Genomic DNA, 12,566 nt, shown 5'->3' with positions numbered 1-12,566 from the left:
GGCCCGCGCAACGAGCGAGGAGCGGTGAGCGACCAATGAAACGGAGCGAACCCGACGCAGCGAGTGAAGTGGTCCGCGAGGAACGAGCGGCCCGCGCAACGAGCGAGGAGCGGTGAGCGACCAATGAAACGGAGCGAACCCGACGCAGCGAGTGAAGTGGTCCGCGAGGAACGAGCGGCCCGCGCAACGAGCGAGGAGCGGTGAGCGACCAATGAGGCTGCCGATCGCGGCGGGGCTGGCCACCGGCTCGGTCGCTCTGACGCTCTACGCCCTGTTCGAGGGCGGTGCCTGGTTCTGGGCCGGCGTGGGCACGCTTCTGGTCACGACGACGGTGGCGTCCCTCGCGTCGCGGTTCGTCCTGCCGAAGTGGGCGGTGCCGCCCGTGCTGCTGCTCGCGGTGGCGGTGTTCCTGTCGGCCACGTTCGCCAAAGAGGAGACGTGGGCGTGGGTGATCCCGACCAAGGCGTCGCTGCTGCGGGTGGGCGAGTTGCTCGCGGAGGGGTTCGCGGACATCCAGCATTACGCCGCACCGGTGCCCGCCGAGCCTGGCGTCAGCCTGCTGACGGCGACCGGCATCGGCCTGATCGCCATCCTGGTCGACCTGTTCGCGGTACGGCTGCGCCGCGCGGCGCTGGCGGGCCTGCCCCTGCTCGGCCTGTTCACCGTGCCCGCGGCCGTGCTGACCGAGCCCGTCGCCTGGCCCGCGTTCGTGATCGCGGCGATCGGCTATGTCGGGCTGCTGGTGGCGGACGGCCGTGAGCGGCTCAGCCACTGGGGCCGCACGGTGCTCGTACGGCGGTCGCGTATGGCGGGCGCGGACAAGGCGGACTCGGGGCGGCTGGCGCTGACCGGCAAGCGGATCGGCGCGACCGCGATCACACTCGCGATCGTCGTTCCCGCGTTGATCCCGGCGCTGAGCCCGGATCCGCTGTTCGGTTTCGGCGTGGGCAACGGCTCCGGGCGGGGCGGCGGCAGCATCGGCATCCCCGACGCCATCGCCAAGCTGAGCGGCCAGCTCTCGCAGCAGCAGAACGCGACGGTGCTGACCTACACCAGCGCCGACGACCTGCCGCGCTACCTGCGGATCTACTCGCTCGACGTCTTCGACGGGACGAAGTGGACGGTGAGCCCGCTTCGCGGGCGTCCCGAGGATCGCGTGTCCGAGGGACCGCTGCCCCCGCCGCCGGGCCTCGGGCCCGGGATCGCGACGAAGCAGGTGGAGGGCCGGATCAACGTGAGCGAGGACATCGACTCGCTGCGCTTTCTTCCCCTTCCCTATCCTGCGGTCCAGGTCGACGCCGACGGCGACTGGCGGGCCGACCAGGCGTCGCGGATGGTGTTCTCCACGAGGGACGAGGCCGCGGGACTGGAATATCGGGTGGTCGTGGACGAGCCGCGCCTCTCGCGCGCCCAGCTGGATGTGATGGGGACGGCCACGCCCGAGGCCCGCTATCTCGCGCTCCCGGAGCAGCTCGACCCCAAGATCGCGGCCATGGCGAAACGGGTGACGTCACAGGGCGTCACGCAGTACCAGAAGGCCGTCCTGTTGCAGGAGTGGTTCACCAAGAACGGCGGCTTCACCTACAGCCTGCAGACGAAGGGATCGGGTGGTGACGCGCTGTCGCGGTTCATCCTGACCGACCGCACAGGGTACTGCGAGCAGTTCGCCAGCGCGATGGCCGTGATGGCCCGGATGGTCGGCATTCCGGCCCGGGTGTCGATCGGCTACACGGGCGGCACGAAGATCGGGAACTCCTGGTCGGTGCGCACGCACGACGCGCACGCCTGGCCGGAGCTGTACTTCGAGGGCGCGGGCTGGCTGTCTTTCGAGCCGACGCCGACCGGCGCCGCAGGGCAGGGCACGGCCCGTGTGCCCGACTACGCCCTGCCCCTCGCCCCTGAGACCACGCCGTCGGCCGGCCCGTCCACGGGTTCGGTGTCGGATGACGACGACACCACCGGCGCCCACGCCCCGATCCGTCGCAATCCGCGGGACTTCGACCGCGATCTCGGGGCCGTTCCGGTCACCGTGGACCCGGGGCCGCCGATGTGGGCCAAGATCGCGATGGGAGTGGCCGCGGTCCTGCTGCTGGCGCTGATCCCGGCCGGGGTGCGGCTGGTGGTGCGCCGGCGGCGGGGCGCGCTGACCCGGCGCGGGAACACCGGCCGCGGCGGGGTGGAGCCCGCGATCAGGGCGGCCTGGGCGGAGCTCTGCGACACGCTGACCGATCTCGGCATGTCCCGGGAGCAGAGCGAGAGCCCGCGCGCGCTCGCCAGAAGGCTGACCGAGACGTACGAGTTCGACGCGGAGACGGGGAACGCGATCACGAGCATCGCGACGGCGGAGGAACGGATGCGCTACGCGGCGTCTCCGCCGTCCGCCGGGCCGGGGGCGGCTGATCTGGCGAGGGTACGGCGGGCGTTGGCGGCCGCGGTTTCGAGGAAGAGCCGGACCAGGGCGGTGCTCGCCCCACGATCGACGCTGCTGCGGCTCCGGTCGGCCGGCACAAGGGTCCTGGATGGGTTCGACCGCCTGGAGGGAATCCGGTTCCGGCCCCTGGGCAGGGGCGGGGCGGGCACCCGGATGGGCACGCGGTAGTCGGGCCGCTTGCCGGGGAACGGGTCACGCGCGACCGCAGTCCCCGAGGGAGCGTCGGTGGCGGCTCACATCGCGTGAGTCGCCACGACCGACTCCCCTGCGAACGTCGTCACCGGGAGGCGGTCACCGCTCGTCGGTGCGGCGGCGCCAGCGCTCCTCCATGCGGTCCATGAACCCCCTCCGCTGCGGGCGCCGGCCCCGCGGCTGGGCGACGCCCGGGCTCTCGCCGCCGAAGCCGTTCATGCGCTTCCAACTGGACAGGCCCCACAGGCAGGTCGCCAGCATGACCACGAATCCGGCGACGCCGAGCCAGATGTTGTTCGCCACGACGCCGACCATCAGCAGGACGATGCCGAGTACGAAGCCGATGGACGCCTTCACCAGGCGGCGCTTGTAGTGGCCGCGCGGATCACTGATCCGAACGGCGTTGGCCCACTTCGGGTCCTCGGCGTAAAGGGCCTGCTCGATCTGGTCGAGCAAGCGCTGCTCGTGCTCAGACAGCGGCACGGCGCCTCCCAAGGACGGCCCCATTTCGGGGAAGACGGCAACGAACGACACGGGGTGTCCGGACCTCGCGGTCGGTTATCCCCAGAATACGAGGCTGTAGACGTAGACGAAAGAAAACGTCCAACGTGGTCCAAACCGGAGGTGACGTCATAGATCCATTGGACCAAACGGACGCTGAACAAGCGAGGCCGGACGGACCGCATCGGGGCCGAAGCGCCGGATCGCCTTGTCCATCGCCTGTTCGGCCTCCCGCCAGCCCGTCTCCCGCTCGCCGAGGCTGAGCTGGCGGGCGGCCGAACCGGCGGGGCGGAGGTTCTCCACCCGCACTCCGACCAGCCTGAGCCGGACCCGATCCAGCCCGGCGGCCTCGAAGAGCTCGCATGATGTGGTGAATATCTCCTTTGCGACGTCGGTCGGCTCGCGCAGCGTGCGGGACCTGGTGATCGTGGTGAAGTCGGAGCGGCGCAGCTTGACGCTGACCGTCCGGCCGACGTTCCCGCTCGCCCTGAGCCGGGCGGCGACCCGCTCGGACAGCCGCAGCAGCTCCCGCCTGATCGTCTCCGGATCGTCGACGTCGAAGGGGAACGTCTCCTCGTTGCCGATGCTCTTGTCCGGGGTGTGCGGCACCACCGGGCGCTCGTCCCGCCCCCAGGCGAGGGCGGCCAGGTGGACGCCGGCCGCACCGAACTCGCGCTGGAGGGTGGCGACGGGCACCTGGGCGAGGTCGCCCACGGTGCGGATGCCGAGCCGGACCAGCGCCTGCTCGGTGCGCTCGCCGACACCCCACAGCGCGGCGACGGGCAGCGGATGGAGGAAGTCCACCACGCCGTCCGCCGGGACGACGAGCAACCCGTCGGGCTTGCACTGACGGGAGGCGAGCTTGGCCACGAACTTGGTGCTCGCGACGCCGACCGAGCAGGTGATGCCGTACCGCTCGGCCACCTGCTCGCGGATCATCGCGGCGATGGCCGCGGGACGGCCGAGCCGGCGCAGGGCGCCGCCCACGTCGAGGAACGCCTCGTCCGAGGCGATCGGCTCCACCTCTGGGGTGATCGACCGGAAGATCTCCATGACGCCCCTGGAGACCTCGGCGTACTTCCCGTGGCTGGGCGGGATGACCGTCGCCCGGGGGCAGACGCGCATGGCCCGGGTCATCGGCATCGCCGAGTGCACACCGAAGCGCCTGGCCTCATAGGTGGCGCTGAGCACCACCCCGCGGGCCCCCGCGGCGCCGACGATGACCGGCAGGCCGCGCAGCTCGGGCCGGTCGAGGAGCTCGACGCTGGCGAAGAAGGCGTCCATGTCCACGTGCAGGATCGGGCAGCCGCTGTCGTCGGCCAGCCCGCCGCCGCCTTGGGGGAGCATCTGCTTCCGGGACACGTCTCTGATCCTATCCGAACGTCCGTTCTATTGATAGGCGATGACGTGCACCTGCGTGGCGATGTCGCGTAGCACCGGGTGGGCCGCGGCGGCCTGCTCCAGCTCGATCAGCGCGGCCGGGTCGGCCTCGGCGAGCCGGCTGGGCACCAGGTCGGCGAAGACGCGGACGCCGTGCACCGCTCCGACGGTGAACCCGGCCTTGGCCAGGAGGCCCGTCACGGCCTCGCGGGTGTACCTGCGCGGCGTCGGGTCGCGGTCGCCCCAGCGCCCGGCCGAGTCGGCGAGCACCTGGCGCGCCTCGCCGAAGTTCCCCGACAGGGCGCGGTGGATGGCGGTGGCGACCGGGTTGGCGGCAAGGACGCTGACCACGCCGCCCCGGCGCAGGATGCCGGCGGCGGCGGTGAGCGCGGCGGCGGGGTCCTCGACGTACTCCAGGACGCTGTGGCAGAGCACCAGATCGGCGCTGTCCTGCTCCAGGAGGTCGCCGAGGTCTCCGGTATCCCCTTGCAGACCCTTGACGCTCACGCCCGTCTCAGCGGCCCGGCGCTCCAGAGCCGCCAGCGAGTCCGGTGTCGGATCGACCACGGTGACGGCGTGCCCGAGGCGGGCCAGCGGCACGGCGAAACCGCCCGTGCCACCCCCCGCGTCCACAATGTCCAGCGACCCACGGCCCGTGGCGGCCATCCGCTCCGCCAGGACCGCGCGGAGCGCCTCCCAGACGACGGTCTGCCGCGTGGCGTCACGCACTTTCGCCCCTCCCTCGTACGGCTCCAGCCAGCCTAACGGCACGGCCGAGCGCCGCCGGGCGGAGCCGGGAACGGCGCGGGAGCCGAGACCGTACGCGGGCAGCCCGCAGGGCGAGAGCGCACCCTACGCGGGCGGCCATCAGGGCGGACGCCGCGCGGGCGACCGTCAGAGCGAGAGCGACGGCTTGAGCTGCTTGAAGCGGGCGAGCAGTCCGTTGACGAACTGCGGCGACTCGTCCGTGGACAGCTCCGCGGCGAGATGGACCCACTCGCTGATCACGACGCCCTCGGGCACCTCGGCCGACCAGAGCATCTCGTAGGTGCCGCCGCGCAGGATGTTGCGGTCGACGGCGGGCATGCGCTCCAGCGTCCAGCCCTCGGCGTACGTCGCGAGGAGCTCGTCGATGCGGGTCAGGTGTCTGGCCACGCCCTCGACGAGGGTGGAGGTGTACTCGTTGACCGGCGGCTCGGCGCGCTCGACGCGCTCGGCCAGGACGTTCAGCGGGCTCTCGTCACGCGCCTCGGCCTCGAAGAGGATGTCGAGCGCGCGCCGTCGGGCTTTGCCCCGAGCTGACACGTCAGGCCCGACCGAGGTATTCGCCGCTGCGGGTGTCGACCTTGACCTTCTCGCCGGTCGTGATGAACAGCGGAACCTTGATCTCGGCGCCGGTCTCCAGCTTGGCCGGCTTGGTGCCGCCGGTGGAGCGGTCGCCCTGCAGGCCGGGCTCGGTCTCGGCGATGGTCAGCTCGACGGCGGCGGGAAGCTCGACGTAGAGCACGTTGCCCTCGTTGATCGCCACCGTGGCCAGCATGTTCTCCAGCAGGTAGTTGGCGGTGTCGCCGACCGCGGCGCGGGAGACGTGCAGCATGTCGTACGTCTCGGTGTCCATGAAGACGTAGTCCTCGCCGTCGAGGTACGAGTACTGCATCTCGCGCTTGTCGACGTTGGCCACCTCGACCTTGACGCCCGCGTTGAAGGTCTTGTCCAGGACCTTGCCGGACATGACGTTCTTCAGCTTGGTGCGGACGAACGCGCCGCCCTTGCCGGGCTTGACGTGCTGGAACTCCACGACGGTCCAGAGTTCGCCGCCGTCGAGCTTGAGCACCAGTCCGTTCTTAAGGTCGTTCGTCGTCGCCACGTGGTTCTCCTGAGTGCGGCTGCCCTAGATGACGAGCAGCTCCTTGGTCGTCAGTGTGAGGAGCTCCGGACCGTCGGCACGAGCTACCAGCGTGTCCTCGATGCGCACCCCGCCCCTGCCGGGCAGGTATACCCCCGGCTCGACGGTGAGCGGAACCCGATCGTCTATTCTACCGGTCTTGCCGGGGCCGAGGAACGGCAGCTCGTGGATCTCCAGGCCGACCCCGTGTCCCAGTCCGTGGCCGAAATGCTCGGCGTGCCCGGCCTCTTCGATCACGGCGCGCGCGGCCGCGTCCACGTCGTGCACCGTCACCCCTTGCCGTACGGCATGGCGGCCCGCGCGCTGGGCCTGCCGTACGAGCTCGTAGAGGTCGCGGAGCCAGTCGGCGGGCCGGCCGACGGCGACGGTGCGGGTCATGTCGGCGTGGTAGCCGTCGACGCGGGCCCCGAAGTCCATGGTCACCAGATCGCCCGGCTCGATCGCGCGGCCGGACGGCGTGTGGTGCGGGATCGCGCCGTTGGGGCCGCTCGCCACGATCGAGTCGAAGGCGGGCTTCTCCGCGCCGAGCTCCGCCATGGCGGACTCCAGCCATCGGGCGACCTCGAGCTCGGTGACGCCGGGCGCGATCCGCTCGACCACCCGGGAGAACGCCTCGTCGGTGATCGCGCAGGCCCGGCGGAGTGCCTCGATCTCGCCCTCGTCCTTGACGATCCTGACCTCCTCGACGAGGCCGCTGACAGGGGCGAGGTCCGGGTGGGCGTCGAGGAGCCTGTGGTACTCGGCCACCGACATGTCGTGCGCCTCGATCGCGATGCGCCCCGAACCCTCCGGACGCCCGGCAAGCGCTCCGCTGACGTCGCGGGCCTCGACCTGCTCGACGTCCGCGCACTCGCGCCTGGCCGTCTCGATGTAGCGGGAGTCCGTGGCGAGCACGGCCTCCCCGTCGGCGGTGACGAGGACCGCCGCGTTGGAGCTGGACAGACCGGTGAGGTAGCGGACGTTGACCGGCCGCGTGACGAGCAGCGCGGTCACGTCGTGCTGGGGCAGTGCCGCGGCGACCCTGGCGCGGCGCGAGGCGAATGGCATGGGAGTCCTCCGATCCGACGGCATGGACTCTACGCGCTCCGCGGATCATCATGCCCATGCCCGCCTTCTCGCGCGCTGATCAGGCCTCGCGTGGGCATGGCGGGCGCGGTCCGCGTGAGGGGGACGCGGCGGCACGAGATCCACGGCGTGATCACATCGGTCAGCCGGGCAGCACGCTGACGTCACCGGAGCCCGCGGTCATCGTCACCTTGTGCGGCGAACTCGCGTCCTTTTTCACGGAGACCCGTACGTCACCTGATCTCACGCTGGTTTTCACGTCATACGGCCCGTCGGGGACGTAGAGGGTCGCATTGCCCGAACCGCTCTTGGTCTCGACGCTGTCAGGGGCGGCGGTGTACCTCAGCTCGGAGTCGCCCGACCCGGTCCGGGCGAAGATTTTCTTCCCGGCCAGGCCGGTGCCGCTCACGTCACCGGAACCCGCCGAGACCTCGATCGGCCCCGTCAGGGATCTGAGCGTGATGTCGCCCGAGCCGCTGGTCACGTCCACCCGCAACCCCTGGGGTATCTCGATCTTGTAGTTCACGTAGCAGTTGTCCCATTTCGCCGGGCAGTTGTAGCTCATGAGCAGCAGGTCGCCGTCGACCTTGTGCACGGTCTCGGGCTTCTCGCCGCGCCACCGGAGCGTCTCGACGACCCGGACGGCGCTGCCACCGGTCTCGCTGATCACGATGTCGCCCGCGCCGCCCTTGACGTTCAGCTCCGCCACCTTGTCCGTGACCTGGTAGGTCACGGTGTCCTCGCTGGTGGGGCCGCCGATGCCCGTCAGCCCGCATCCCGTCAACAGCGCCGCGGCGGCCAGCGCGCCGCCCGCCATCATGATCCGCTTCATACCGCCGATCGTTCCACGCGCACGGCGGGCCGCACATCGGGGATGCCCCTGAGAGGCCCCTCGATGAGCACCGACCCACGCTCCGGGAACGGACCGCCCGGGCCGTACGGCTCAGGCGCTCTCGGCTCCGGCGCTCTCGGCCCGTGCGGGCCGCCGGGACCGGGTCCCGCCGGAGGACCGCAGGGGGACCTCGCGCAGGAGCAGCACCGCCGCGAACCCGAGGAGCGCGGCGGGCACGCCGACGAGGAAGACCGTCTGCATGCCCCGGGCGAACGCCTCCAGCACGATCGCGTGTATGGGGTCGGGGAGCGTCGCGATCGCGTCCGGGGTGCCGAGGCTGAGCCCGGACCCGGAGGGCCGGATGTGCGCGTCCGCCATCAGCGAGGTCATCTCGCTCTTGACCTTGTTGGTGAGGATCGCACCGTAGGCGGCCACGCCGATCGCGCCGCCGAGGCTGCGGAAGAACGAGACGCCGGAGGTCGTGGAGGCCATGTCGCGCGGCTCCGCGGCGTTCTGCGCGGCGAGGATGAGCATCTGCATGGTCAGGCCGAGACCGAGGCCCAAGACCGCGATGTCCAGGCCGATCACGACCCCGCTGGAGTCGACGTGCAGCCGGGAGAGCAGGCCGAGGCCGACGGCGACCAGCAGCATTCCGGCCACGGGGTAGGCCTTCCAGCGACCGGTCCTGGTGACGATACGGCCGGAGACGACCGAGGCGAGGAACAGGCTCACGACCATGGGCAGGGTCATCAGGCCGGAGGCCGTCGGGGACATGCCCTTGACGATCTGGAGGTACTGCGGCAGGTAGATCATCGCGCCGAACATGGCGATGCCGACGAAGAGGGAGGCCACGCTCGTCAGGACGAAGGTCCGGTTACGGAACAGCCGGGGCGGGAGAATCGGCCCCGCCGCGCGGCGCTCGGCGACCACCGCGAGCAGGGCCAACACCACGCCGAGCACGCACAGGCCGTACGTCCAGGGGGAGTTCCACTCGAACTCGTGACCGCCGAGGGAGAGCACGAGCATGAAGGCGGTGGACGCGCCGGTGATCGTGAAGGCGCCCCACCAGTCGATGCGGGCGTCGCGGTGCTTGTGGTCGAGGCGGAGGACCTTCTGGATGACGGCGAACGCGACGACGGCGAGCGGGACGCAGACGTAGAAGCACCACCGCCAGCCGAGCCAGGACGTGTCCACGATGAACCCGCCGAGCAGCGGCCCCGCGACGGTGGAGACGCCGAACACCGCACCGACGTATCCGGAGTAGCGCCCCCGTTCCCTGGGCTCGACCACGTCGCCGAGGATCACCTGGGTGAGGGCGGAGAGGCCGCCCGCGCCCACGCCCTGCGCGGCTCTCGCGGCGATCAGCATGCCCATGTTCTGCGACAGGCCGGCGATCACCGAGGCGGCCACGAACAGCACGAGGGCCGTCTGGAACATCAGCTTGCGCCCGAAGATGTCGGAGAGCTTGCCCCACAGCGGGGTGGACACCGTCATCGTGAGCAGCGTGGCGCTGGCGACCCAGGACAGCTGGTCCTGGCCGCCGAGCTCGCCGACGATCGTGGGGAGCGCGGTGCCGACCACGGAGGTCGAGATCATCGAGGTCAGCAACGCGAGGAGCAGTCCCGAGAGGATCTCCATGACCTCTCGGTGGGTGTACGTGCGCCGGGTCTCCGCCCGATTCGCCACGTCAGTCACGGAGTCCCCCAGATTAGTTAGTTACTCTAAGAATTAGTAGACGCTTGTTTACATGTCAAACCAGTTAGGGTTGCGCGTCATGAGAGATCGTGCGGCGACCAGCCGGCGGATCCTGGAGGCGGGCAGGGAGCTCTTCGCCGAGCACGGCTACGAGCAGGTCACGATGCGGATGATCGCCGCCGCGGCCGACGCCAACGTCTCCCTGATCAACCGCTACTTCGGCACCAAGGCGGGACTGTTCGCCCAGGTCGTCGCGACGGGCTCGACCCTGGAGGCCGTCATAGAGGGGGACCCCGAGGGACTGCCCGCGCGGCTGGCGGCGAGGATGGCGGCGCGACTGCACACCGGGACCGTGGAGCAGCTCGCCCGCACGATCGACCGGGCCGGGACGAGCCCGGAGATCAGGGCGGTGCTCCGGGCCCGCGTCGAGGACGCCATGATCGGCGCGATCGCCGAGCGCCTGAGCGGACCGCGCCCAAGGGAGCGGGCCGCGCTGGCGGTGACCTTCATCCTCGGCGTCAGCTCGCTGCGCCGCCTGCTGGGCCCCGAGCCGCTCCGCGACTCCGACCGCGCGGCCGTGGAGGCCCGGCTCACCGCCGTCTTCACCGCGTGTCTCCGCCCCTGAACAGCGATTTGTTCCGTTTGTTCCGTTTGCACGAATATGTTCATGCCCATGCTCCGGCGGGTCTCACCTGTCGCGGCCTGGCACGGAAGATGAGACCCGCCGGAGCGGAGCGGCCGGGCGGGGGTGGCCGGACCGCCAGGCCGCGGGGGCGCCAGGGGCGTGGGGACGGCAGCGGTGCGGGGACGGCAGGACCGCCATTCCGGAGGGCAGGTCCGCCATTCCGGAGGGCAGGACCGTCAGGCCGCGATGTCCCTGATCTTCTCGATCAGGGCGAGGCGCTCCTCGTGGGTGTGCGCGATCGGCGAGATGTTGATCGTGGTCACCCCTGCCTCCCGCATCGCCGCAATCCGTTCGCGGACGTGACCCTCGGAGCCGATCAGGGACATCCGCTCCAGCAGCTCGCCCGGAACCAGGGCGGCGGCCTCCTCCTTCTTGCCCTGGAGGTAGAGCTCCTGGATCTGCTCGGCCTCCTTCTCGTAGCCGTAGCGGCGGGCCAGGTCGTTGTAGAAGTTCTTGCCCTTGGCCCCCATGCCGCCGATGTAGAGGGCGGCCATCGGGCGGCCCAGCTCGCGGAGGCCCTCCACGTCGTCGCCGATCGCGAGGAAGGCCTGCGCGATGACGTCGAGCTCCCCGAGCGCCGGGTCGCGCCTGGCCTTGCCCGCGGCCAGCGACGGGCCCCACACGTCGGCCGCCTTCTCCGGCATGAAGAAGATCGGCTCCCAGCCCTCGGCCAGCTCGGCGGCCAGCTCGACGTTCTTCGGGCCGATCGCGGCGAGCACGATCGGGATGCGCGGGCGCACGGGGTGGTTGATCAGCTTCAGCGGCTTGCCGAGCCCGGTACCGCCCTCCAGCGGCAGCGTGTAGTGCTTGCCGGAGTACTCCAGCCGCTCCCGCCTCCAGACCTTGCGGCAGATCTCGATGATCTCGCGGGTGCGGCCGAGCGGGGCGGTGTACGGCACACCGTGGAAGCCTTCGATGACCTGGGGGCCGGAGGCGCCGATGCCGAGCGTGAACCGCCCGTCCGAGATGTAGTCCATCCCGGCGGCCGTCATCGCGAGCAGGGCGGGGGTGCGGGAGTAGATCGGCAGGATGCCCGAGGCGATCTGGAGGCGCTCGGTCCTCGCGGCGATGTAGCCCATCTGGCTGACCGCGTCGAAGCTGTACGCCTCGGCGACGAAGACGATGTCCAGCCCGGCCTTCTCGTAGTCGGCCAGCTCGGCCACCGTCTCCTTGAACCCTCCCGAGTAGTTGAGGGCCATCCCGATCCGCATCCCGTACGTCCTTCCGCGCGCAGCACCGGAACCGAATGATGTTCCGTTTCCTTGGGCCTTCAAGGCTAACGATCGGACCGGCGGCGGCCAACTCACGGGGTTCCGGCGCGACGCCGCCGGCGGGCGTCGAACTCGCGCAGGTCGTCGGGGGTGTCGAGGTCCGCCGGGTCGCCCACGTCGTCGCAGGCCACGCGGACGACCAGCTCGGGATGCGCGCGTAGGAAGGGGCGTGCCCCCACGTCGCCCTCCGCGAGCGCGGACACCGCCGCGAAGTGCTCACGCGCGATGAGCACGGGGTTGCGTGGCGCGCCGCCGTACGCCGCCACGGCGACCGTGGCGCCCGCGCGGAACGCCTCGACCAGCCGGCGCACCGCTTCGGGGCGGACGAGCGGCTGGTCCACGAGGGCGATCACCGCCGCTGAGGCGGAGGTGGGGAGCGCGCCGAGGCCCACGCGCAGCGACGAGCCCATGCCGGTCGCCCAGTCCGGGTTGCGCACGGCCACCGCGCCCGTGACTCCGACCTCGGCGGCCCCGACCACGATCAGGACGGGGTCGCACCCGCCCTCGGCGAGCAGCCGCACGCCCCGGTCGGCGAGCCGCTCGCCCTCGAACTCGACCAGCGCCTTGGGCGTGCCCATCCTGCGTCCCGATCCCGCCGCCAGCAGCAC

At 71.1% G+C, this 12,566-nt stretch carries 12 protein-coding genes; 2 read left to right on the top strand and 10 right to left on the bottom strand.

Features of this window, described 5'->3' with window-relative positions; all coding sequences use genetic code 11:
• Nucleotides 1-211 precede the first annotated feature (211 nt).
• Nucleotides 212-2,599, top strand: a complete 2,388-nt coding sequence (locus QSK17_RS06820; RefSeq protein ID WP_285703587.1) for a transglutaminase TgpA family protein — start codon at nucleotides 212-214, stop codon at nucleotides 2,597-2,599.
• Nucleotides 2,600-2,722: 123 nt separating this feature from the next.
• On the opposite strand, the gene QSK17_RS06815 is transcribed toward QSK17_RS06820, so the two are convergent.
• The 8 genes from QSK17_RS06815 to QSK17_RS06780 form a co-directional block, all read right to left on the bottom strand.
• Complete coding sequence (locus tag QSK17_RS06815; protein ID WP_285703586.1) at nucleotides 2,723-3,106, bottom strand: SCO2097 family morphological protein; 384 nt, start codon at nucleotides 3,104-3,106, stop codon at nucleotides 2,723-2,725.
• A gap of 147 nt (nucleotides 3,107-3,253) precedes the next feature.
• Nucleotides 3,254-4,486 carry a DNA polymerase IV gene (locus QSK17_RS06810; protein ID WP_502889149.1) on the bottom strand — a complete coding sequence of 411 codons (1,233 nt, stop codon included), beginning with the start codon at nucleotides 4,484-4,486 and terminating at the stop codon, nucleotides 3,254-3,256.
• Nucleotides 4,487-4,513: 27 nt separating this feature from the next.
• On the bottom strand, nucleotides 4,514-5,233 hold the full coding sequence (locus QSK17_RS06805; RefSeq protein WP_285703585.1) for a methyltransferase domain-containing protein: 720 nt from the start codon (nucleotides 5,231-5,233) through the stop codon (nucleotides 4,514-4,516).
• 165 nt (nucleotides 5,234-5,398) lie between these two features.
• On the bottom strand, nucleotides 5,399-5,809 hold the full coding sequence (nusB, locus tag QSK17_RS06800) for a transcription antitermination factor NusB (RefSeq protein ID WP_285703584.1): 411 nt from the start codon (nucleotides 5,807-5,809) through the stop codon (nucleotides 5,399-5,401).
• Between the two features lies 1 nt (nucleotide 5,810).
• A complete protein-coding gene (gene efp, locus QSK17_RS06795) occupies nucleotides 5,811-6,371 on the bottom strand; it encodes an elongation factor P (RefSeq protein ID WP_285703583.1) in 561 nt (186 codons plus the stop codon).
• A 24-nt stretch (nucleotides 6,372-6,395) separates the two neighbouring features.
• Nucleotides 6,396-7,457 (bottom strand): M24 family metallopeptidase, encoded by a 1,062-nt coding sequence (locus QSK17_RS06790; protein ID WP_285703582.1) that lies wholly within the window; start codon nucleotides 7,455-7,457, stop codon nucleotides 6,396-6,398.
• Between the two features lie 160 nt (nucleotides 7,458-7,617).
• Nucleotides 7,618-8,307 carry a DUF4097 family beta strand repeat-containing protein gene (locus tag QSK17_RS06785; RefSeq protein WP_285703581.1) on the bottom strand — a complete coding sequence of 230 codons (690 nt, stop codon included), beginning with the start codon at nucleotides 8,305-8,307 and terminating at the stop codon, nucleotides 7,618-7,620.
• A 111-nt stretch (nucleotides 8,308-8,418) separates the two neighbouring features.
• Nucleotides 8,419-9,945, bottom strand: a complete 1,527-nt coding sequence (locus QSK17_RS06780) for an MDR family MFS transporter (protein ID WP_502889160.1) — start codon at nucleotides 9,943-9,945, stop codon at nucleotides 8,419-8,421.
• Nucleotides 9,946-10,081: 136 nt separating this feature from the next.
• On the opposite strand from QSK17_RS06780, the gene QSK17_RS06775 reads away from it, so the two are divergent.
• A complete protein-coding gene (locus QSK17_RS06775) occupies nucleotides 10,082-10,627 on the top strand; it encodes a TetR/AcrR family transcriptional regulator (RefSeq protein WP_285703579.1) in 546 nt (181 codons plus the stop codon).
• Between the two features lie 236 nt (nucleotides 10,628-10,863).
• Here the strand turns inward: QSK17_RS06775 and QSK17_RS06770 are convergent, their stop codons facing one another.
• Both QSK17_RS06770 and QSK17_RS06765 read right to left on the bottom strand, forming a co-directional pair.
• Nucleotides 10,864-11,898: an LLM class F420-dependent oxidoreductase gene (locus QSK17_RS06770; protein ID WP_285703578.1), complete on the bottom strand. Its 1,035-nt coding sequence runs from the start codon at nucleotides 11,896-11,898 to the stop codon at nucleotides 10,864-10,866.
• Nucleotides 11,899-11,990: 92 nt separating this feature from the next.
• Nucleotides 11,991-12,536, bottom strand: coding sequence for a nucleotidyltransferase family protein (locus QSK17_RS06765; RefSeq protein ID WP_502889159.1), 546 nt, complete (start codon nucleotides 12,534-12,536; stop codon nucleotides 11,991-11,993).
• Nucleotides 12,537-12,566 lie beyond the last annotated feature (30 nt).

This window comes from Microtetraspora sp. NBRC 16547 (assembly GCF_030268965.1).
In the GTDB taxonomy this organism is placed as follows: Bacteria; Actinomycetota; Actinomycetes; order Streptosporangiales; family Streptosporangiaceae; genus Microtetraspora.
The sequence above is the reverse complement of the archived record's forward strand: the minus strand, read 5'-3'. Positions and strand labels throughout refer to the sequence as shown.